This is a genomic window from Micromonospora sp. NPDC050417 (genome assembly GCF_044458865.1).
Classification (GTDB): Bacteria; Actinomycetota; Actinomycetes; order Mycobacteriales; family Micromonosporaceae; genus Micromonospora_G.
On record NZ_JBITIH010000006.1, the window covers coordinates 1 to 20,098 of the forward strand.

23 protein-coding genes, 3 pseudogenes and 1 riboswitch are annotated in these 20,098 nt (G+C 67.4%); of the genes and pseudogenes, 6 read left to right on the plus strand and 20 right to left on the minus strand.

Annotation, left to right across the window (positions count from 1 at the left end):
* From ACIBF5_RS09855 to ACIBF5_RS09865, 3 genes are all read right to left on the minus strand, one after another.
* On the minus strand, positions 1–704 hold a 704-nt coding region (locus ACIBF5_RS09855), incomplete at its 3' end, for a hypothetical protein (protein ID WP_396809966.1).
* 69 nt (positions 705–773) lie between these two features.
* On the minus strand, positions 774–2,378 hold the full coding sequence (locus ACIBF5_RS09860) for a terminase (RefSeq protein WP_396809968.1): 1,605 nt from the start codon (positions 2,376–2,378) through the stop codon (positions 774–776).
* Between the two features lie 85 nt (positions 2,379–2,463).
* Positions 2,464–2,667 carry a hypothetical protein gene (locus ACIBF5_RS09865; protein ID WP_396809970.1) on the minus strand — a complete coding sequence of 68 codons (204 nt, stop codon included), beginning with the start codon at positions 2,665–2,667 and terminating at the stop codon, positions 2,464–2,466.
* Between the two features lie 251 nt (positions 2,668–2,918).
* Between ACIBF5_RS09865 and ACIBF5_RS09870 the strand changes: the two genes are divergently transcribed.
* Positions 2,919–3,278 (plus strand): hypothetical protein, encoded by a 360-nt coding sequence (locus ACIBF5_RS09870; protein ID WP_396809972.1) that lies wholly within the window; start codon positions 2,919–2,921, stop codon positions 3,276–3,278.
* 11 nt (positions 3,279–3,289) lie between these two features.
* Here ACIBF5_RS09870 and ACIBF5_RS09875 read toward each other — a convergent pair whose 3' ends face one another.
* The 9 genes from ACIBF5_RS09875 to ACIBF5_RS09915 form a co-directional block, all read right to left on the minus strand.
* On the minus strand, positions 3,290–3,448 hold the full coding sequence (locus tag ACIBF5_RS09875) for a hypothetical protein (RefSeq protein WP_396809974.1): 159 nt from the start codon (positions 3,446–3,448) through the stop codon (positions 3,290–3,292).
* Positions 3,445–3,639 (minus strand): hypothetical protein, encoded by a 195-nt coding sequence (locus ACIBF5_RS09880; protein WP_396809976.1) that lies wholly within the window; start codon positions 3,637–3,639, stop codon positions 3,445–3,447. Before ACIBF5_RS09880 ends, ACIBF5_RS09875 begins: the two co-directional genes overlap by 4 nt.
* Before the next feature lie 11 nt (positions 3,640–3,650).
* Positions 3,651–3,911: a hypothetical protein gene (locus ACIBF5_RS09885; protein WP_396809978.1), complete on the minus strand. Its 261-nt coding sequence runs from the start codon at positions 3,909–3,911 to the stop codon at positions 3,651–3,653.
* On the minus strand, positions 3,908–4,237 hold the full coding sequence (locus tag ACIBF5_RS09890) for a hypothetical protein (protein WP_396809980.1): 330 nt from the start codon (positions 4,235–4,237) through the stop codon (positions 3,908–3,910). Before ACIBF5_RS09890 ends, ACIBF5_RS09885 begins: the two co-directional genes overlap by 4 nt.
* A 202-nt stretch (positions 4,238–4,439) precedes the next feature.
* The gene (locus ACIBF5_RS09895) at positions 4,440–5,981 is read right to left on the minus strand and encodes a hypothetical protein (RefSeq protein WP_396809982.1); all 1,542 of its coding nucleotides are present in this window, start codon (positions 5,979–5,981) and stop codon (positions 4,440–4,442) included.
* The gene (locus ACIBF5_RS09900) at positions 5,978–6,343 is read right to left on the minus strand and encodes a hypothetical protein (RefSeq protein WP_396809984.1); all 366 of its coding nucleotides are present in this window, start codon (positions 6,341–6,343) and stop codon (positions 5,978–5,980) included. The genes ACIBF5_RS09895 and ACIBF5_RS09900 overlap by 4 nt, the downstream gene beginning before the upstream one ends.
* A 387-nt stretch (positions 6,344–6,730) precedes the next feature.
* Positions 6,731–6,937, minus strand: coding sequence for a hypothetical protein (locus ACIBF5_RS09905; RefSeq protein ID WP_396809986.1), 207 nt, complete (start codon positions 6,935–6,937; stop codon positions 6,731–6,733).
* A complete protein-coding gene (locus ACIBF5_RS09910) occupies positions 6,934–7,155 on the minus strand; it encodes a hypothetical protein (protein ID WP_396809988.1) in 222 nt (73 codons plus the stop codon). The genes ACIBF5_RS09905 and ACIBF5_RS09910 overlap by 4 nt, the downstream gene beginning before the upstream one ends.
* Before the next feature lie 219 nt (positions 7,156–7,374).
* A complete protein-coding gene (locus ACIBF5_RS09915) occupies positions 7,375–7,614 on the minus strand; it encodes a hypothetical protein (protein ID WP_396809990.1) in 240 nt (79 codons plus the stop codon).
* A gap of 187 nt (positions 7,615–7,801) precedes the next feature.
* Here ACIBF5_RS09915 and ACIBF5_RS09920 point away from each other — a divergent pair, with 187 nt between their 5' ends.
* The gene (locus ACIBF5_RS09920; protein ID WP_396809991.1) at positions 7,802–8,377 is read left to right on the plus strand and encodes a helix-turn-helix domain-containing protein; all 576 of its coding nucleotides are present in this window, start codon (positions 7,802–7,804) and stop codon (positions 8,375–8,377) included.
* Here ACIBF5_RS09920 and ACIBF5_RS09925 read toward each other — a convergent pair.
* Both ACIBF5_RS09925 and ACIBF5_RS09930 read right to left on the minus strand, forming a co-directional pair.
* Entirely contained in the window at positions 8,374–9,885 is a 1,512-nt protein-coding gene (locus ACIBF5_RS09925) for a recombinase family protein (protein WP_396809993.1), read from the minus strand. The two genes, ACIBF5_RS09920 and ACIBF5_RS09925, sit on opposite strands and share 4 nt — an antisense overlap.
* 32 nt (positions 9,886–9,917) lie before the next feature.
* Positions 9,918–10,319 (minus strand): annotated as a pseudogene (locus ACIBF5_RS09930) (ATP-binding protein); the annotation flags it as partial.
* On the opposite strand from ACIBF5_RS09930, the gene ACIBF5_RS09935 reads away from it, so the two are divergent.
* Complete coding sequence (locus ACIBF5_RS09935) at positions 10,230–11,936, plus strand: recombinase family protein (protein WP_396809995.1); 1,707 nt, start codon at positions 10,230–10,232, stop codon at positions 11,934–11,936. The pseudogene ACIBF5_RS09930 and the gene ACIBF5_RS09935 sit on opposite strands and share 90 nt — an antisense overlap.
* Before the next feature lie 97 nt (positions 11,937–12,033).
* On the opposite strand, the gene ACIBF5_RS09940 is transcribed toward ACIBF5_RS09935, so the two are convergent.
* Both ACIBF5_RS09940 and ACIBF5_RS09945 read right to left on the minus strand, forming a co-directional pair.
* Positions 12,034–12,585 carry a winged helix-turn-helix domain-containing protein gene (locus tag ACIBF5_RS09940; RefSeq protein WP_396809997.1) on the minus strand — a complete coding sequence of 184 codons (552 nt, stop codon included), beginning with the start codon at positions 12,583–12,585 and terminating at the stop codon, positions 12,034–12,036.
* 79 nt (positions 12,586–12,664) lie between these two features.
* Positions 12,665–12,862 (minus strand): annotated as a pseudogene (locus ACIBF5_RS09945) (hypothetical protein); the annotation flags it as partial.
* 341 nt (positions 12,863–13,203) lie between these two features.
* Between ACIBF5_RS09945 and ACIBF5_RS09950 the strand changes: the two are divergent.
* Both ACIBF5_RS09950 and ACIBF5_RS09955 read left to right on the plus strand, forming a co-directional pair.
* Positions 13,204–13,461, plus strand: coding sequence for a hypothetical protein (locus tag ACIBF5_RS09950; RefSeq protein WP_396809999.1), 258 nt, complete (start codon positions 13,204–13,206; stop codon positions 13,459–13,461).
* Between the two features lie 164 nt (positions 13,462–13,625).
* Positions 13,626–13,979, plus strand: coding sequence for a hypothetical protein (locus ACIBF5_RS09955; protein WP_396810446.1), 354 nt, complete (start codon positions 13,626–13,628; stop codon positions 13,977–13,979).
* Positions 13,980–14,243: 264 nt separating this feature from the next.
* On the opposite strand, the pseudogene ACIBF5_RS09960 reads toward ACIBF5_RS09955, so the two are convergent.
* The 4 genes and pseudogenes from ACIBF5_RS09960 to ACIBF5_RS09975 form a co-directional block, all read right to left on the minus strand.
* Positions 14,244–14,447, minus strand: a pseudogene (locus tag ACIBF5_RS09960) (helix-turn-helix domain-containing protein); the annotation flags it as partial.
* 68 nt (positions 14,448–14,515) lie between these two features.
* A complete protein-coding gene (locus ACIBF5_RS09965) occupies positions 14,516–16,432 on the minus strand; it encodes a hypothetical protein (RefSeq protein ID WP_396810001.1) in 1,917 nt (638 codons plus the stop codon).
* 22 nt (positions 16,433–16,454) lie between these two features.
* Positions 16,455–17,495, minus strand: coding sequence for a hypothetical protein (locus ACIBF5_RS09970; RefSeq protein WP_396810003.1), 1,041 nt, complete (start codon positions 17,493–17,495; stop codon positions 16,455–16,457).
* Between the two features lie 280 nt (positions 17,496–17,775).
* Positions 17,776–17,964, minus strand: a complete 189-nt coding sequence (locus tag ACIBF5_RS09975; protein ID WP_396810005.1) for a hypothetical protein — start codon at positions 17,962–17,964, stop codon at positions 17,776–17,778.
* Positions 17,965–18,942: 978 nt separating this feature from the next.
* Positions 18,943–19,025, plus strand: a riboswitch (ZMP/ZTP riboswitch).
* Between the two features lie 32 nt (positions 19,026–19,057).
* Between ACIBF5_RS09975 and ACIBF5_RS09980 the strand changes: the two genes are divergently transcribed.
* Positions 19,058–20,083, plus strand: coding sequence for a hypothetical protein (locus ACIBF5_RS09980; protein ID WP_396810007.1), 1,026 nt, complete (start codon positions 19,058–19,060; stop codon positions 20,081–20,083).
* Positions 20,084–20,098: the final 15 nt, after the last annotated feature.

Sequence of the window (20,098 nt, forward strand, 5' to 3'; positions counted from 1 at the left end):
TCGTCCATCGGCTCGACCGACGGATCGTCGTTGTCCGTGAAGATGTCCTTCGGTGCCGGGTTGTCGGCGTACGTGGTCGCCAACTGGTCCAGCAGTAGTGCCCGCCGGATCGCTCTGGCGTTCGCCGTCAGGAGCCCCGGATTCGGGGAGTCGAACCGAATCAGCCGGTCCGCCGGCACATCCTTGCCGGCCACCCACACGATCTTCACGCCCCGCGCGTCCCGACCGGACGGGAACGGATTCGGCTGGCCTTTCGGTGGGTCAAGGCTCACCGTGTTGACGTCCAGGTGCCGGGCGGCAAGCGGGAAGCCGGCAAAGTCGGCGGCGGTGATCAGCCACCACGAGATGCCTTCGAAAGCAAGATCTTCGATCGTCTGGCTCAGAGTGACCACATTGGCCACGTCTGGATCAATCTGTTGCAGGAACGAACTCTGAACGATGTCCAGGCCCTTGTACTGCTGCAACGGCAGAGTGGCGATCGAGCAGAGTGCGTTCCGCCCCCGCTGCACTGACGACACCGACAGCGCCTCGTCCCGCGACACCCGCCGTACCCCGGCCGTCGCGCCCAGCTCCAGGAAGAGCTGGTCGATCGGGCGCGGCGTCGAGTCATTGAACGCGGCGACCGGTGGTCCGTCGAGCACCAGGGGGCGGGGTAGGGACAGCAGATCCCGCACCTGCTGTCCCAGCGCCCCGAGCCATCCCATGATCGGGAGTGTACGTGAACTAACTTTCGATTCGAAGGTTAGTTCCGCCACAAACCTTCGATTCGAAGGTTAGGAGCCGTGCGGACGACGGGAAACCTTGCGGATCCTCGGCAGCGTCCGAGCCAGATGCACCGCACCAGCCACCCCATACACCGCGTCGACCGGACCACCGGACCGCGTGAACACCCACCCGCCGCCCTGCTTCAACGGCTCCGCCTTCTCCACCTGGGCGTCGAGCATCTTCTGACCGGACTGCGCCAACGTCCGTGCCGTGACTTCCTTCGCCAGCCCCATGCATACCGCCGGCATCTCGCCCCGGATCTCCGCCACCCGCACACCACGCGGCGGCCACCCGCGCACGCCCTCCTTGCGCCGGTCGGTCAGCTTCGCCGCCACCGCGGCGGCCGGGCCGCTCGGGAACCAGCCGAGTACCTTCGGCTTCACCCGCTCGGCCCACGCCGGTAGCTCACGCTCCATCTGGGCTGCCGCGTCCGGGCCGGTCCACTCGTGCACCGTCTCGACCCGTACCCGCTCGTCCTCGAGGACCGTCGCCACGGCGAGTGTCGCGTGGGTGCCGTCCAGCGACAGGTCGACGCACGCGGCCAGTCGCTGCCGCTGTTCCAGATCGAGCGGTGCCCGGTCCAGGCAGTCCTTCCACCGGCCGGGGTCGATCGCCGGATTCAGCAGCGGCACCCGCTGGCACAGCACCTCCGCCCGGAACCCGGCCTCTTCCTCTCCGCCGGCCCGCTTTGCCCGGCGGGCGGGGCCGAGGAGGTCGTCCCAGTGCTGCCGCCGGCCGACGTTCGGGTTCGCGGCGGCGATCGCGTCCAGGTCGTCAACCTCGCACCCCGGCGGCGCCGACCACTCCAACAGCCCAAGCCGCGGGTCACCGACGATGTCCTCGGCCGCCAGCAGCTCGGCCACGCCCCGCTCCCCGGACTCCCGGTCCCACCACTCGATGAACTCGACCGCCGACTCCCGCAGCGAGTTCAACACCACCGACGTGTCGTCGCCCATGTTCGTGATCGCCCACGCCTGACCGAACGGGCGGGCGTTCATCGCGTTCGTCGCCGCGTTCCACGCCACCCACGTCGCGTGCTCCCGCAGCTCATCGATGATCAGCCGGTCAATCCGGAGCGACCGCCCACCGCGTCGGTTCGCCGCCGCGATCTTGTACCGGGTGCCGTGCGTCGTCAGCAGCCGGACGTCGTTGTTGCCCTCCTTCACCGCGTTGCGGGGCAGCTGGGCAGCAAGCTCGTCGACGTCCTCGGCGATCGTGCGCGCCTGGTCCCACGACTCCCGGGCGTACTCGAGCATCGTCGACATGCCCAGCGTCAGCGGCCACTTCTCCACGAACATCCAGAACAGCGCCAGCACCGTCAGCAGGAACGTTTTGCCGTTCTGCCTGGCAACGAGCACGAGTACCGTCCGGAACCTCGGGCGGCCGTCCGGCAGCAGCTCGCCACCGTGGATGACCGCCAGTTCCTCCCAGGGATCCAGCGGCATCCGGAGCTTGTCCCGCGCGAAGTCGATGACTGCCCAGCCGTACGACGTCGCCCGGGTCAGCGCACACCCGCAGACGCACGGCCCCGAGGGACCCTGCACCAGCGGCGGCGTGGCCAGCCGCGGCGTGGTCGAGCCGAGCCGAACGGGCGCCACAGCCAGGGCGGTCACAGGGAGTCACCGGGAGAGAGAGAAAAAGGACAGAGCGGGCTGTCCGCCATGATCCTCCATGGGGAAAAACCGCAGGTCACGGCGCTCACCATCGTGTTACCGCCTTGTTCGGTGGGTCGGTGTGCTGGGTCGGGTCACCGATGTGCAGGTTGCAGGCACTACAGGCAGCGACGATATGGCGCGGGTCGTCGCCGGTGGCCGCCTTGCCGAGGGTGTGGTGGGCGTGGCCTGCGTCCGGTCCGGCGAGCGCGGCGATGTCGGTGCAGGTGTGCTGCCTGTGGCCTGGCACCTTGTCACACCACCCATCGCGGTGGGCTCGGCACCGGTACCCGTCGCGGGCGAGGACCTGGGTGCGGATGCGTCGCCACTGTCGGGTGCTGCCGCCCACCCATGACCGACTCACGCTGATCGCCCGCTCGGGTGGTGGCGGGTGCCTGGTCGGCGGGTGACGCTGTTGCTGGGTCCGTCCACACTGGCTCGGTGACTACTGTCGTGGGGGATGCACGTACGGGCCGTAGTGATCGCAGGGTGCGGCGTTGGGTGGTGTGGGTCGCGGCTGGCGTCGTGGCGCTGGCCGTGGCGTCCGGTGGTGCCGCGTACCTGCTCGGCCGTGGTGGTGAGCTGCCGACGCTGGATGGTCCAGGCCGGGCCGCGTGCGACGCGCTGAGGCTCGGGTACGGGCCGGCGCAGGTGTCTGGTGTCCAGAGCGAGCGAACGGAGCTGGCGGACCGGATAGCCGAGTACGTCGACCGGTCTCGGACGCGGGGCCTGGCGGATGCCGCAGGCGTCCTGTCCCGTGGTGCGGCAGGTACGACCGAGCAGTGGCAGGCCGGCGCGGCGGCGGTGCAGCAGGAGTGCCTGGACGCCGGGTACCCGTTGGGTGGGTACCCGGCCCAGTAGCGTCCTGCCGGTCACCTGGCGTTCCGGCCCGTCGCGGCCTTGACGAGCGCCATCGCGCGGGCGAGGTGCTTCACGCAGAGCAGGATCTCGGCCGACTCGTCGGCGACCTCGGCGCTGCACTGCTGGTCGTTTCGGCGGAGGTAGCGGCACTGGGTGTGCTTCGCGGTCACGACCGGCCCTCTCGGTTCGCGTCCTCGCGGTGCTCACGCAGCTCGGCGACCAGGCGGCGCACCTCGTTGGTCAGGCTGCGCACCTCGGCCTTGCTGGCGCCGCGCTCGCCCCGGGTGCTGACCCAGAACAGGGCGACGATGAAGGCCATCATCAGGGCGGTGCCGGTGAGTTCGGCGGTGGTGGGGTCCATGGTTCCTCCAGTCAGAACAGGGTGAGTGGGGGTTCGGCCTTGCGGGGTCCGGTGCAGTGGTGCGCCGGGTGGATCGGGCCGGCCGGCGGGTGGTCGGGGTTGCGCCAGGTGAGGTAGCCGCGGCCGTCGATGACGTAGGCGAGCCCGGCCGCATCGAGGCCCTGCGCGGTCCGTTCGGCCCGGACAGGGATGCCTTCGTCCTGGCCGACGAGCACCGTCCGGCCGCACCGGCAGGTGCGCTCCACCGCGACGGTGCTCGGGAAGCCGCTCACGGCTTGCCTCGGGGCGTTCGGCGCCAGCACGCACGGCTGTCCGAACCGTCGCTGTGGAGGTGCCGGCCGAGGTGATGGACGTAGGCGCTGGGCACCTTGCAGGCTGGGCAGCGTTCCAGGGTGTTCCGGCACCGGCTGACTTCTTCGTGTACGGCGAGGGCCGCTCGGGCGTCGGCGACCGCGAACGCCGCGACCGCGTCGAGCACTGTCCGGTTGCCGTGGAGTCCGTAGTTGGCGAGGACCCGGTTCAGTTCCGCCAGTTCGGTGTTCCGGATCCGGAACTCGACGGCGGCCGGACTGAGGTCGGATGAAGGCTTGTTCGTCATCGTGTCCCGGCTCCCTGCGTGATCTTCTTCATCGACGGCGGTAGGGTGGACAGGGTGGACGGTGTACACCCCACCCCGATTCCCGGAGCACATCTGATAGTGATGATTTTGTTTGTGACCTGCGGATATAGATTTACGTCACGGTCATGTTTCCGGGTGATGGGGTGTACATGTACACCCTGTCCACCCCATCTCCGGGTCATCACCTGACACCGCCTGAGGCGACGCGGTATCGGCGGCCGTCGACATCCCGGCCCATGGTGTCGGTCGCCACTGTCTCGACGTCGATCTGCCCCGCGTCGAGCAGTCGGTCGATCGCGGCGTCGAAGTACGACCGTGAGCGGTTGGCCAGATCGCGGCGAAGCTTGGAGTGCGCGATCCAGTCGCCGGCCCCTGTGAGCTTCCGAACGAGCGTGCGGGCTACCCGCTTGACCGTCTCTTCCTCGGTCCGCTCGTCCACGATCACGGCCCGGTCCGCCTCGGCCTCACCACGGCGACGGTTGCGTACCGACTCCACCCGCTCCAACTCGGCAACGACCTCGTTGCGCGTGCGCTGCGAGACGGTGGCGACGACCTCGGATAGCTCCCAGTCCGCCGCCGAGACTTCGGCCCGGTTGTCGAGCAGGGCCAGGGCGGCAGCCACCTTCAGGCGTGCCAGCAGGGCGTGACCGTCGAGGGCAGTCACCTGGCCGCGAAGCTGGGCCAGTCGGACGCCGATGATCACGCGCTGCGCTTCCTCGCACACCGGCAGCACCACCCGGCCCGTGCCGGACTCACCAAGGGGCCAGGTCGGCAGCTTCCACTTCCACGGCGCCGGCGCGACCGGGGCTTCATCGGGGGCGATCGGGTCGGTCGCCGGCAGCCAGATGAACCGCTGCGGCGTGCCACCGTCGCTCTCTCCGAGCAGGCCGCCGGCGCGACCGGGCTGGACTCCGGCGACCAGGCAGAGCCGGTACTTGTGCGACGGCACGGGTAGCCGTTTCGCCGGGTCGGCGTATCCGAACCCGAGCCGTTCACCGGACCATGCCTTCCGAAGCTCCGGCATCAGCGTTGCTCCGGTGCGGGAGCCCAGCGCGGTCAGGCTGTCGATCTCCGGCACGGAGAGCAGGGCTGACTCCGTGTGCTGGGTCAGATCACCCTTCCGGTTACGGCTCATGAACAGGTGGGCGATGCCCTCGCCGGATCCCAGGCTGGACACATCCAGCTCGCCAAAGTCGATCGCGTCGGCGGCGGCCGACTCGGCGGCACCCTTGCCCGCGCCGGACCCACCCACCAGCGCGACGAAGGTGTTCAGGCTGGCGTGTCCACCGACGATCGGCGGGAGCACCACGAACGGGGGCACGGACGTGACCAACCGGGTCAGCGTCACGCCCAGGGCCGCCCAGGGCGCGGCCCGACGGGCACGGGCGAAGTCATGAATGTGCTGGAGCTGAGGCCGCGCCGCCCAGAAGTCGCGGTACGGCTCGACGGTCGGGGCGGCGGGGGTTCCGGCCGTGGGCGTCTGCGAACACGAGCAGGTGAACTTCCCGCCGTCACCGGCCGTACGGCACGTCGGGCAAACCGGGTGCTGCTTGCCCTGCCATCGAGCAGCTTCGGCCCGGTGGCTTCCTTCGTCCAGTAGTACCCGGGCGGCGTGGATGGCGTCGTAGCTCAGGCCAGCCGCGTCAGCCGGTACCGGTCCGTCCAGGTCGGACCAGTCCAGTGGTTCGTCCGGGTCGACCATGTAGATCGCGGGGGTGGTCACGCGGCGGCCAGCCGAACCAGGGCCGCCAGCGGAGCGCCGGTCTCCCAGTCGACCGGGCCGCCGTCGTACCGGTAGCCGGGCGGTCGGCCGAGTTGGTGGTTGATCCGGTCGGCGGCGGCCGACATCTCGGCCATCCGTACGGCCACCTTGGCCTCGTACGTGGCGCGCATCGTCGCGTTGTCCTGGGCCGCGCAGTGGACCTCGGCCACGTCCTCGAGGTGGGTCGCCGTACGGCCTGCGTCGAACGCGAGGTGCATCAGGTACGCGGCCTGTTCCCGCGTGAAGGTCTGCTGGCCGCTCTCGATCGCGTCGACGGCCCGGAGGGTGATGCCGGCGGTGGTCACCGGTTCGGTACGGAGCACGTTCGCCCCCCGCTTCTGCTCGTTCGGTTGTGCGGTGCTGCGCTGGTGCTGGCGGTTCAGTCCCCGCCCCGTCTTTCCTGCCTGGGAACCGGCCCCCGCTGCGGGACTGGTCGGGCTGGGTGTGCGAGTAGAACGGACCGGCCGGGCTTACGTCTCGCTCGGCTTAGTCCCGTCTGTCAGATCGCTGCGGGAGTCGAAAACGCAACACCCGATTACCTCGATGAGTCAGAGGTCAACTGAGCCGTATGGGCTCAGTTGCGAGCAGTCGGCGCACGAGGGCACCGATCCGCTCTGGGTGGCCACGGTGCGCTGGGCAGCGTGTACCTGGCCGACAGCCGCCGGTGGCCCGGCAGTCGTCAGCCGGGGGGAGTAGAGGAGTCGGGGCGCTCACCGCCGCCGCCCGGCGCCGAAGTGAATGGCCGCACCCGCGACGGCGACTGCGGCGATGCCCGTGAGGACCACCGCGAGGACGACGGCGGCCGGTTCGACCTGGACCTCGCGCCCGAGCTGGGCGACCCAGTACGCGGCCACCGCGACGGTGCCAAGCGCGGAGACGATGACGACCAGGCGCTGGCCGCGATACCGCCGGCTCACGCCGCGACCGCCTCAGCCGGAGCTGAGGGGGAGGCGACCGGGGTGGGGCCTGGCCGCGTGGAGTCGGTCCGAGTCGGCGGCCGGGCCGGTGCCGGGTGGCGGACTGATGCGGCCCGGGGGGCGAGTAGGCGGCGCAGATCGGTGATCTGCGTGCTGGTCAGCGGGGGTGCTGCCGCGACAACCAGGGCCGCGAAGTCGAGAGGTGTGGCGTTACTCATGGTGATGGCTCCTAGCCACCCAGTAAGGCGACACCGACCACAGAAGTAGCATCAAAGGCCATTCGGACCTACTCTGTAGCCCTGCGAAGTGTTGCGAACTATCGCGAAGCTTCGCGTGTCGCCCTATGGGCGGTGATCAGGTTCGCCGGGTACTTACTTGGCGGTGAGAGCCGGCGAACTTGGTGGATTGGTGAAGCGGCGGCCTGGGAGCTGGAACTCCTAGACCGCCGCTTCCTGCTTGATGCCCTGGTACGTGTCCGTGTTGCCGACCTTGATGCCGAGCGCTTCCAGGATCGATGCCTGGGTGACGATCAGCTTGCGGCCGACGCGCAGCACAGGGACCGGGAAGTCCCCGCTCTGTGCGAGCTTGTATGCGGTGAGCTTGCTGATCCCGAACGCCCTTCCGGCCGTTGGGACGTCGATGCTGACCGGCAGGGCCAGCAGTTCGTCTCGGTTCACTCGGTGCTCCTGGTCGGTTCCGACAGGATGGGGCGCGGCCCCGATCTCGGTACCTACATCGGTACTTACGTCCGTGTAGTTCCCGCATGCTGACGAAAGCCTAACTGTTGGGTCAGGACTGGTCCAGCCGACATTAGACCGGAACCGCTGTTGTCATCTAACCTGTAGGAGGTTAGCCTTCTGTCTCGTGAAACAGGACTGGTCAGAGGGCGACGGCCCCGAGGCAATCTTCCGCGAAAGGCTTCGTCAGCGGAGGCTGGCTCGTAAGTGGACGCAACAGCGCGTAGCCGACGAGATGACTAAGCGTGGTCACGCCTGGCACCAAACGACCGCCGCGAAGGTAGAGAAGGGCCAGCGGCCAGTCACCCTCAGTGAGGCGGTGGCGTTGGGTCGGATTTTCGGTGGTGGCCTGGACGAGATGACTGACGCTGGCGACCGTACCGCGAACACGGAGACGATCGAGGAGCTTCAGCAGCGAGAGGAGGCCCTGCTGACGCACAGGGCCAATGACCTCCGGGTGGCGCTCGGTGCCGCAGAAGCCAGGATCGACGAGACGAAAACCGCGATGGAAGCGGCGGCAGCTCAACATCATCGAGCACGCGCCGAACGGAACGAAATCGCTCATCACCTCGATGACCTGCTACGCCTGCTCGATGCGCTCCACGACCGGAGCCGCGTCCCGCGCCAACTGACGACCCGGGCGAACCTGGCCGCCGGGTCCCAGTTGATGGCAGACTGGGACCCGGGCGCCATGCGGACTTAGCCCACGATCGACCCGCCGGCCGCGACGATCTCCCCCCACGTTCGGTCGTCGCCTACCCAGCGGGACTCGGCCAGCCGCAGGTCCGACCACCGACCCGCCTTTCCGACCGGCGACAGCACGATCTCAGCCAGGGCCACGATGACGCCCCGACGCCGGGCGACTGGCAGGTCGGGCCACCGGTCCGCAAGTTCGGCTGGGTCCTCGCCCCGGAGAGCCGGGGGAGTGAGCAGGGTCCGTAGCTTCCGCTCAGCCGCGTCGATCTTCGGTTGCAGGTCCCGCTCCACCAGGCCGAGGGCCCGCGCCGATAGGCGCCCGGCCGACGACTCGACCACGTGCTCGTCCAGGCGTCCCTGAAGCTGCCGCACCTCCTTGCGCGTCGCGGCGATGGCCACCTGGTCGACGCCCGGGGCGAACACCCCGGTCGCGTCCGTACGGCGAAGACGGGCCAGGATGATCCGGTCCACCGATGCGTCCATGGGTACGAGCATCGCCGACACGCGCAGGCAGCCGCGGTACGGGCAGAAGTAGCGCAGCGCCCCCGTCCGCGCTATCGGCTTCGCCCGGATCGGCCGCCGGCAGGGGCCGCACAGCGCCGCACCAGAGAGCTGGTGCTTCAGCTTGCTGTTGCCGTGGTGCCGGCGGCCGGGCGTCTCCAGCAGGGCGACGAGCCGGCCGTGGGTGTCCTCGTCCAGGATGGGCGACCACGCGTTGCGGGCCACGATTACGTCGTGGTGGACCCGGTGCCCCAGGTAGCCGGGGTTCCGCAGGTACCTGTTGAGGTGGCCACCCACCCACGTACCTTCCCCGGACGGCGTCGGGACTCCGGCGTCGTTGAGCGCGTTGGCCTGCGTGTGGAGTGGTACCGGGTTGTCGTCCGTTGGGGCGACGGCCGGCAGCGACCCCAGGGCCGGCACCACGTCGGCGAGGGTGTTGGCTGCCCACTGGCGCACGAGTGCCGCTCGCTGCGGGTGCGGCACCTGCTCTACGTACCGGCCGCGCTCGTCGAAGATGCGCGTGTAGCCGAACAGGAGGGGGCCCGGTGGCTTGCCGCTCACGGCCGAATCCCGGGTGCCGGCACGGACCCGCTCGCTCAGCTTGTCGGACTCGTCCTGCGCGTCGAGCCCTTCGTCGGCGAGAGCCCGGTAGTCGCGGCGCTTCCTCGGGTCGTACGTTCGGGGATCGTCGCCGCCGAAGATGCGAATCAGGACCCCGCCGTCACGGCAGAGGTCCAGGAACGAGATCCATTCACCGGCACGGCGTGACCCGCGAGACGTCTCCCACAAGCTGACCATCTCGGCCTCACCCGACCCGATGTGCTCGAGCAGTTCGGCAAAGTCTGGCCGCTGCTTGCGGGCGTACCTGCTGGCAGAGAGGTCTGGGTCGGCGAAGACCCGACCGGGCTGGAGGTCGTTGGCCGCGCAGTCCGCTCGCCAGTCGCGCTCCTGCCGGGCGGCACTGTGCCCCTGGTCCTCGGTGGACTTCCGTGCGTACAGATCGGAGGTCGTCATGGCGGAAGAGTACCCCTGTAGTGTACGTTCGCTTTCGCGCAGGGACAGGGGTTGGACGCGAGCACCAACTGCACCCTGGCCGGATACTCGGTGCCACCCCGGGCCCGGTTGAGCACCACCCGGCCGTGTTCGAGCGGCTGCCGCAGCGCGTCCAGCGCGCCGGAGGCGAATTCGGCGGCCTCGTCGAGAAAGAGGATCCCCCGATGGGCCAGCGAGACGGCGCCCGGCCGGGCCAGTCCGGAGCCGCCGCCGACCAGTGACGGGACCGTCGCGGTGTGGTGCGGGGCCTGGAACGGTGGTCGGCGTACCAGTTCTCCACCGGGTGGCAGGAGACCGGCGATGGAGTGCAGGGCGGTCACTTCCAGGGCGGTCTCGTCGTCCAGCGCGGGCAGGATCGACGGAAGTCGTTCGGCGAGCATCGTCTTGCCGTACCCCGTATTTTAGCACAGTATCTGGGCATGGCTGATTCCTCTCGGCGTCGGGCGATTCTGCTGGCGCGTCTGTCGGACAACAGGGAAGACGTGGACCTCACTGACGAAGGTATCCCTTCAGGGCTTGATGATCAGCTCCGCCGAATGCAGGACAAGGCGGATCAACTCGGGTGGGACGTGTGGAAGGTGATCAAGAATCCACGCCTGTCCGCCTACAAGCGACGGAAAATCACGTTGCCGGACGGGCGGCGGGAGTACCGGGTGTTCCGGCCCGATCTGCGTGAGGCGCTGGCGGACCTGGCGGGAGGTCGCGCGAACGCGTTGCTGTGTTTGGACCTGGACCGGGCGTTCCGTGACCCGAAGGACTTGCAGGACTTGATCGATGTGGTGGACCACTCACCGCACGACATCGTGGTGGAGTCGGTCACTGGGTCGTTGCACATGGAAAAGGGCCGGGACAACTTCGACGCGGAGATCCGCGTTCTCGTGGCCAACAAGGCATCCAGGGACACCGCCCGTAGGGTCGCCGCCGCCCGCGAGCGTCAGGCCCTCAACGGCCAGTATGGCGGCGGGAAACGCCCGTTCGGGTTCTGCTCCGGACCGCCGAAGACCGTCCCGGACGGCGGACGGACGGGCGACGCGGTGTGCGCGTGGCACGGCGGACGGGACTGCCGCTCCGGCATCACCCCGATCAAGACCGAGACAGACGTGATCGCAGACTGCTCGCACCGGCTGTTGCAGGGTGTGAGCCTGCGCGCGTTGGCTGCCGAGTTGCGAGGAAAGAGCGTGCCGACCGTGACCGGTGCGAAGTGGTCCGCCGAGACGTTGCGGGATGTGCTGTTGCGCCCGCGTAATGCCGGCCTGATCGTCTACCGGGGCGAAATCCTCGAAGGGGTGTCCGCGCCGTGGGAGCCAATCGTGCAGCGGGAGACGTTCGAGGCGGTCCGTGCTCTGCTGACAGACCCGGCGCGGGAGACGGCCCCTGGTGCGCCGCCGCGTTGGACCGGGTCGGGCATTTATCGGTGCGGTCTGTGTACCCCGCCTGGCAGCGAGACGGAAAAGCCGGTGACCTGTCATGTGACTCGTGGCGGGACGAACCCCCGGTACACCTGCCGGGAGTACAGCCACGTGGCCCGCAATGCCTACCGGACCGACGAGGTGGTGTTCGCGCATGTCATGTACGCGATCACCCATCCTCGCGCATACGAACTGCTCGCCCCGGCCGCCCCTGACGTGGATGTCGCCGTGCTGCGGACGGAGAAGGCCACCATCCGCAAGACCCTGGAACGGATGGCCGAGGACGAGGTAGTGGGGCTGCGAACAAGGGCACAGGTGCTCGCCGCGACCCGTAAGGCCAACGCCCGGATCAGTGAGATCGATGAACTGCTGAACGTGACGGTGACCGAGGACCCATTGGCGGAGGTGGTCAATGCGGTCGATCCGGTGAAGGTGTGGAAGGACATGCCGTTGGCGAACCGGCGGATCATCGTGGATCGGCTTTGCACCGTGACGATCCTGTCCGCCCGCTCTGGCCGCCGCTTCGATGTCTCGTCGGTCCGCGTCGACCCGAAACACTCCCTTGGCGCGACTCCACCAGGGTTTCAAGCCGCCATCGGATAGGGAGGTGTCGGCGTACGGGTCAACGTGCACAGCCGGCATCGGCCGTATGGCGTATCCGCCTCTGCTGGAAGTGGCGCATACAACGCAACCACGCGTGCTACAGACCTTGAATGGCTAGGTTGAGTCGGGTTCGAGGGGTCAGGCCGGTGTGGGTCAGGAAGCCGTCGAGTAGGTCGGGTCGGTACCGGATGCGCTTGAGGCGGTTCTTGATGATCGCGAGGAGGTTGTCAACGCCGTGGACGGCGAGGTTGCCGATGGAGCCTTCCCGGTGACCGGCACGACCGAGGTACGACCACGGCGAGCCCAGGTGCGGGCCTTGGGTGGGCGCAGCGTCTGACCGGCCTCGTCCTCGAAGCAGATCCACGCGTGCCGCTGCGCCGCTACCGTTTCCCGCCGGCCACACCTCCCGCCGCCAGGTCATCACCGCACCCTCGTCGCGTTCGACCGGTCGGTGCGCGGGAACCTGCACCGACCAGCCGATCCGATGCAGCAGGTACGAGGTACCCCGCAACGTGTACCGGGTGCGGAACATCCGGGCGATCAGGTCCGACACCCGCGCCAACGTCCAGCGCTGATCGGCACCGAACCCGTGCGCCGCCGGCCCCTCCTCCAAGGCGTCGGCCAACCGGCGCAACCGAGCCTGATCCAACCGGCACCCGGAACCACCAGGCCCCCCTCGACGCGAGAGCGTCCTCACCACCGGCACGCCACCGCTGGCGCCAGCCGTACACCGCGCTCTGCGACACCCGCAGCCGCACCGCGATCTCCGGCACCGAAACGCCCTGGGCCAGCCAGCCGCTTGCCGATGACGTCGGTACCGGCAAGACCGCGTGTAGCTCCGGGTTCGGGGCTGCGGAAAAGAACTCGCCTGCTCCGTTACCGAGTCGCCGATGGTTCGTTGCTACGCAAGGGACGGTAAGGCGCACCCCACTCTAAGGTGCCATCTCGTGGACGGAGGTCGCTACGGATTGAGCAGCGCAACAGCCATGTCTCCGATGGACAGCGTGCCGTGTGATCTCCGGGTGACCCATGTCACAGGTCATCGACGGGTCGCACAGAGGCATCAACGAAGGAAGCCGCTCCACTACGGCTCGACGTGGAGCCCTCTGTCATGTCGGCGAGATAGCTTCACTGCTCACCGGTCGGCACGTCCAATGCTGGAGCCCGAAAGTGTGGCGTGCCCCTGGGGTCGCATCCCAGGGGCCGCCGTTGGGTCCCGGTCACCGAAATGTCCGCTGCAAGGACCTCAGAAGGAGAACGAGAACCCGTGTCAACCGTAACGACTGGGACCGGTCAGAGCCAGAAGCATTCGCCGGTCAGCGCGGAGAAGGCCCTGGTAGGGGGCCTTCTCCTGGTCACCTGTACCGCCATCGGAGCCATGCTCTGGATCGTGCTGGTTAGCGGCCAGCACATCGGCGCGGTGGCTCAGGTGGCGATCACCGCCATCAGCGGGGTGGCCCTAGCCGCCATCGGTGCCCTCACCGTGGCGTTGCAGAAGCGACGGACCAGGACCACCCGGTCCTGACCCGGAGCCCCGGTCGGAGTTCATCTCCGTCCGGGGCAACATCCGCGAACACAAGGACAGTGCACTGCCCCGCAGGCCCGTTCTCCGACCCGACCGGGAGAGCCCGCCGTAGTCGTGTCGTCGCTGCGCGATATCGTGGCGCTCCCCTATGGAGAGGAGCCAGCATGATTCCGGCGCACGGTACCTACTGGGCCAACCTCAAGAACGGAGAGCGACTGACCGTCGAGGCGTGGGATGACGACGGCCATCCAATGGTTGTCGGTCCCCAGGGACTCATCCGGGCGGAGAAGCACCCGACCGGCTTCACGGAGGTGGAGAACACGGAGGTGGAGTCGGTCGCCGGGGTCCTACCCGGCGGGGGCTGGCACATACGGCAGCACGGGGGTGAGCGCAAGATCCCCGTGTTTGCCTGGGTGGTAGACCGGACCGGCTGGATTTGGCCGACCGTGATGGAGGACGGGGCCTCCCATGCTTGGCCCAAGAACCTCCATACGGAGGCAATCCCGCCGGGGGAGTGACCGGCCGGCCAAGAGGTTTGGGGCCACTGGCCCAACCTGGCCGCCGGAGTCGACAGGCCCGGATAGGCTGAATGCGCCCGCATCCAGACCGGACTGATAGGCAACCCCGGCGCGACAGGCGGAGCACAGCGAAGACGAAGAACCGGAGCGTGGGTAGCCGCCCGGTGGCAGCGAAGAGGGGACAGCCTTCGGGAGGCTGTCCCCTCTCGCATGTCCCGTGGACACGCACCGTCTTTCCTCTGTCCCCGGCCGGCTGTTGCCGCGTCCCCCAGGCTTCCCGAGAGCGTCCTCACCACCGGCACGCCACCGCTGGCGCCAGCCGTACACCGCGCTCTGCGACACCCGCAGCCGCACCGCGATCTCCGGCACCGAAACGCCCTGGGCCAGCCAGTCCGCCGCCTGCCGCCGCACCGCCTCCCGCCGAGCCCGCCCCTGCCGGGACAGACCACCACCGTCGGGGTATCTCATACCTTCGACCTACCCCGAGCCCCACCAGTCACACCACGATCAACTCCACACCAGACGAACCTGATCTTTCAGGCTCGGTATTCCTGCTGCGGCTCCGCGAGAGTCGACGTTTCCTCGCTCTCGGCGGTCGGTTCTTCCTTTGCGGGCACCCCTCCAGGCTCCTTGCCGAACAGGAATTTATGAACGTCGAACGCAGGATCATGGTCGCCTGCGACCAGTCGCTTCTCCCAGGTTAGGAGCTCTTCATGCCCGGGAAGCTCTTCGACAGCGTTAGACGCGAAAGCTACAGCTTCGGCGTGCCGCCCGACCGCCTCCAACTGGTCAGCAGTCTCGAGCTGGAGCAGGGCATCGACGGCTGCGGGGAGAGGAGCTTCCTTGCCCTTGATTCGAGCAGTTCGTCGCGTCGTTGCGAGTCCAGCCCACTCGTCTGCGCTCCAGTCGGGAAGCCCGCGATTCGACAGCAGGCCGAGCGTGAAGGCAGTAGGGGAGGGAGCCTCCAGGCACTCCTGATGGGAGTCGAGGAATACTGCGGCGTTAGGACTGCGATCCTTTGGTGCTACCCATTCATGCCAAAGTGCATAAATCGCGACCATTGCTGTCTTTGGGTCACCCTTGGGAAGATTTGGAGCAATCTTCTCAATCTTGTCGATGACCTGCGAGAGGTTGATGCCTTCCTTGGTATCACCTGCGATGTGGGCGATAAGAGCTTCGGCAACACCGTTAAACCATCTTTCTGCGGTCTTGCTATCGAAACCGCCCGCTTGCCAAACCCAATACTGTGGCGCAAGTTGCGCCTGGATTATCCCAGGGAGCGCCTTACGGTAATCCCAAGGCTCGGGCGCTGTCTTAGGCGCGTCGGCGACGAACTGGCGCACAACATGCCGGACTAGTCGCCAGAGGCCAGCGAGGGTTAGTATTCGACTAAAATTCGGCTCGAAGACGGTTTCGGCGCCGTCAGTGAATACCCAAGCCTCCTCGCCCAGATCCTCGAGAACGTGACTTCTCTTCGATCGAATGTCATATGCAACGCCGAGTAACCGCTCAAGGTCTGGAGACCGTGGCGGGCGCACCTTGCCTGCCGCCTCGCCTCGGTAGTATGCCGACGAGACTCGTGCCAGGGTCGACGATACGAACCGACGTTTAAGACCGACGCGGTCAGCTTCCAGAACCGCAACTCGTACCTTATCGGCCAATGATTCTTCTTGACCTCTGAGTGCGGCGTCAATTATCTTTCGTTTTCTGCCCTCGTAGCGGTCCCAGTCGGCTAGAGTCGTAAGGCGTTCGTCTCCGAGAGACTCCAATGCGGCGACGAAATCAGTATATGCGCCCGTGGAATCGTCAATGGCGCGTCGGGTCGCGTCCACCGTATTGCGTATGACCCGCATGACTCGGGCGAACTCTTCGCGACCAAGGGCGATCAACTCGTCCATGAATCGCTTCACTTCGTCCATGTGGGAGGGCTGAATAACTTGCTGTGGATTGAACAGGCCCGGGAACAAACTAGCGGCACTGCCATGTCGGCCAACGCGGCTGCCACGAGACACCAGCCTCCGAACCTCATCGTGGTTGCGACTAAAGGTCCGGTTGAGGACGAAACTCATCACGTAAGCGATGTCGTCAACGAGTTCGTATCCTCCGGTTGCCACCATAAATTCGTCCGTGCCATCTGGCCGTTGTGCCTCGAGACGATCGACTGCCTCGATCATGATGGTGGAGATGTCCTGGACTCCGGTGGAGCCATTGATGGTCCCGACGGGTAACTCTACTGTGGCGGACTCTATAAGCCAGCCGTTACTATAGACGGCGTGCCGGTGAATATGCTCGTTTATCGCTATACTAGCGCGAAAGAACCGGCCGGCTGAGATCTGGAGCATCAACTCGCCCCTGAACTGCTCTTGCCTCTTTTTGGCCAAAATCTTGTCTGCTTTCAAGGTGGATTCAACTGTGAAGGCGAGGGCCGGCGCCCCGTTATTTTGATCCGGCATGTGTCGTTCGGCTCGAACGTTCTCAGCGGGGCCGGCGGTCGGCCTGGTTCGCGAGATCCGCAAGGGCGGCAACACCGCGCAGTGGCTCGGCGACGACACCTACGGCAGCCTTATCGGCGTACGGGTTGACCGAGAAGCGGACTTCGGGCACGCGGCGGGTGTTGAGCGCCCGCATGGCGCCGAGGGCGAGATAAGCGTCGGTGGACTGCCACAGCGGACCGAAGGTGGTCGCCCAGTAGCGCACGTCGGGCAGGTCGCCGCCGCTCAGGTCGACGATCAGGATTGTCGGTAACTGCTGCGACTGGCGGATCTTGCGTTTATCACGCAGCACCTCTACGGCGACGGACTGGGCCAGAGCCAGCATGTGAGGGCTGTTGTACGGCGCCATCAACGATGTGGTGCCTCCGCCGCAACGGATTGTCAACCACGATGCCGGGATGCCGTCGGCCGGCCGTGCTGGGGCGGCCATCACTCGCAGCGCGGTGACGCCGGGGCTGCCGTCCGGCGGAACGAACTGCTCGATGATCGACCGCTGAACGCTGGTGCGGATCGCAACTGGCGGGATCGGATCGGTGGAGATTTCAACCCCGTCCGGAAGGCCACGCTCACGTAGCGCGGCGCTTAACGCCCGGCTCAGGTGCGACAGACTGCTCGGGCTGCGCGAGCTGACCTCGATACCGAGCGCGGGCGGATCGCCACCGACGAGTAGGTCCGGGCCGGCGCCGGTGTTGAACCGAAACGGCACCCCCGCCTCGGCCAGCAGTGACGCGACGATGAGTTCCGCACGTAGCGGCATGAACTTCTCCATCGCCGGCTGACCCATGCCTCGGGCAGCCCGAAACTCGCGCCGTTTCGCGCCAAGTCCAGCCGGCGCGGCGGCTTCAAGGAGAACCAGCGTCTCCTCGATCGGGATAAGGATCGGATTACGCCACCAGGCGTAGACCGCGCCTGGCCACAGCGGCTCCCGGCGACGGGACTTGAAGAACCAGCGCAGCGGGTGGTCTTCGACGCCGTCGAGCCAGCGACGCAACGTCGGCAGGTCATCCTGGGCGTTCACATCCATAACCGTCCACGCTAGCCGGACATACCTTCTCGCTCCAGCAGCTTTTTGGACGCAGGTGGGGTTGCATCGGCGGGTCAAGGCATTTCAACGCTTTTAGCGCTCCATCATCGCTGTGCGCAGCTTCTTCGCTACTCCTGCTTCCCGAGCGGCGAACGCGCTGAGATGGCCGTTGAGCCTGGGCACGTTCGGGCGTACGCGAACGTTGGCCCGTACGCCGGCAGCAGGAGCGGCAACGTGAGGGGAGCCCTTCGCGGGCTCCCCTCACCTGTGCGCAGCGCTGTCATCGGGCTGGCGGCGGCCACAGCGAGGCGATCGTGTCCCGCTGTTCCTCGGTCAGCGGCGGCCACCGGTCGACGTTGGCGGTCACGTGGGCCATGAGCGCTTGGTCGCGTAGAACGGCCCGTAGCGCGGCTAGCTCGGGGTCGTCGGTGTCGCGGGGTGCGGCCATCGCAGCGAGCCGTGCCCGCATGAGCGCCTGTACCTCCAAGGGGTGGGTGTTCGGCTGGTGATCGGGGTCGGGTTGGGCTGGCGGGTCGGATCGGGGCGTGATCGCAGCTGTTGTCAGGGTGCGGGGCGGGTGAATGGCCAGCGGTAACGTCCGTCTGTTGGACTGGCCGGGCGGGTTCTCGGCGGGGGTGGGGTCGCTTCCTGGCGTAACCGAGCGCTCGGGCGTCCCCCGGTCGCCTTGTGGGCGACGGCGCGGGTTAGGTCTCGTCTGGCTTGTGGCCATCTTCCTCCGCTGTGAATGCCGCTCGTCGGGTCCGCTGTGTTGTGGTCATCGCTGGTTTGCCTTTCTATCGGTTGAGAATGACGCGGGGGTGTTACCACCCGCGCTTCCCGTAGCCGCCGGTAACGGCTTATCCGTCAAGGAGTCGGCACGGGACGATGAGACCAGGCACGGGTCGGGAAACAGAGGTGTGAGGAGAGTGGCACGTTCGTGCCGTCTCATTCGCACACCGAAGCGGCTCCCCACCGAGGCGTTACCGCTCTCTGCGGGTGCTACGGCGCTACGGGTAGCGGCTGGTAACGCGGGGAGTAGGGATTACCAGTTTCGCAGCGACGAGGCGGGAACCTCACCGGCACCGGCCGCAGGCGTGTCGATCGCGGGCCTTGGTGCCTGTACGCCGCTCGTGCCGTGCTGTACCGTTCCGTTTTGATTGGTCCGTGCCCCATAGCGCGGTTGCGGTGACAGTTCCCGTAAAGGGCCGGCCGGGAGCAAGACATCCGATGGTCCGTAGTTGTCAAGTGCGGTGATCGCGTTCTGGTCTGCGGCGGGCATCGGGCGGCCTGGTGGTAACGGTCCGGGGCGCGTCGCCGCCAGGATTGTTGATCTTGGTCTGGTTGCGGCAGCAAGATATGCCCATTGGCGGCCAATTGCGTTCGACCGGGCGCGGTCGAGCGAGGCGAGCGGGATGGCAACCGCTTGACGTAGCTGTGGGTATGCTGTGATCGCGGCCGTGACTGGCGAGGGTGGAGCACCACCGGGGATCAGCCGCTGTGACGTCGGTGCCGACCGCCTGGGTATCCACGACGCGTTCAGTTATTCGCGTCCGGAGGTCTTGGTGCAGCTGCGTTATGGCGTGAACCCTCAGCAGAGTCCGGCGTCGGTCGAGCCGATCGGCGCGGCGCCTTTTACCGTGGTGCACGGGCATCCCTCCTACCTGAACCTGCTCGATGCGATCAGCGCGTGGCAGTTTGTGCGGGAGGCTGCCGCCGAATACGGGACCGTTGCTGCGGCGTCGTTCAAACACGTGTCGCCGGCTGGGGCGGCATTGGCCGGGCCGATCGATCTGGTGACCGCGGGCCTGTTCGGGGTGGACCCGCGAGCTGATGCGGTGTGCCGGGCCTACGTCCGGGCTCGGGACACCGACCCGAAGAGTTCGTACGGCGACATGGTCGCGGTGTCCGCGCCGGTCACCACTGAGCTCGCCGATCTGCTTCGGCGGGTGGTCAGCGACGGGATCATCGCTCCTGGATACGAGCCGGGTGCGGTCGCGATGTTGTCGGCGAAGAAGAAGGGGACGTATCTGATCCTGGAGGCGGATGCGACGTTCGAGCCGCCGAACGAGGAGTTGCGTGAGCTGTATGGGCTGCGTTTCGTCCAGCGCCGCGACGACGCTCCGCTGCCGGACGGGCTGTCTGCCGACCTGCGGCTCGCGCTGACCACAGTGCGATATACCCAGTCGAACTCGATCGTCCTGGTCCGTGACGGGGCAACGCTCGGCGTTGGCGCCGGACAGCAGTCACGGGTGGACTGCATCCGGCTCGCCGGCATCAAGGCTCGCCTGTGGCACCAGCGCCGGTTCGTCCCGCCGGCCGAGGTCGCCGGCTTCGCGTCGGTCCAAGACCGTGTCAACGCACAGCTTCGGCTCGCTGAGGCAATCGATCCGCCGGTACCGCTACAGCAGGTCAGCCTGGCCTCCGACGGGGCCCTACCGTTCGAGGACAACATCACCGAGGCAGCCCAGTTCGGCGTGCGGCACATCGCTGAGCCGGGCGGTTCGACCCGTTCGAATGCGGTGGCCGAAGCTGCACGCAGGCACGGCATCGGCGTAACCCGTACCGGGCTGCGGCTGTTCCGCCACTGACCCCGGTGTCAGTCT

Excerpts from the sequence above, each read along its gene's own strand:
- ACIBF5_RS09890 (WP_396809980.1), bottom strand. The coding sequence starts at position 4,237 with ATGACGAACAAGCCTTCATCCGACCTCAGTCCGGCCGCCGTCGAGTTC.
- ACIBF5_RS09910 (WP_396809988.1), bottom strand. The coding sequence starts at position 7,155 with ATGAGTAACGCCACACCTCTCGACTTCGCGGCCCTGGTTGTCGCGGCA.
- ACIBF5_RS09970 (WP_396810003.1), bottom strand. The coding sequence starts at position 17,495 with ATGGATGTGAACGCCCAGGATGACCTGCCGACGTTGCGTCGCTGGCTC.
- ACIBF5_RS09955 (WP_396810446.1), top strand. The coding sequence starts at position 13,626 with ATGATTCCGGCGCACGGTACCTACTGGGCCAACCTCAAGAACGGAGAG.
- ACIBF5_RS09975 (WP_396810005.1), bottom strand. The coding sequence starts at position 17,964 with ATGCGGGCACGGCTCGCTGCGATGGCCGCACCCCGCGACACCGACGAC.
- ACIBF5_RS09880 (WP_396809976.1), bottom strand. The coding sequence starts at position 3,639 with ATGGACCCCACCACCGCCGAACTCACCGGCACCGCCCTGATGATGGCC.
- ACIBF5_RS09965 (WP_396810001.1), bottom strand. The coding sequence starts at position 16,432 with ATGCCGGATCAAAATAACGGGGCGCCGGCCCTCGCCTTCACAGTTGAA.
- ACIBF5_RS09925 (WP_396809993.1), bottom strand. The coding sequence starts at position 9,885 with ATGACGACCTCCGATCTGTACGCACGGAAGTCCACCGAGGACCAGGGG.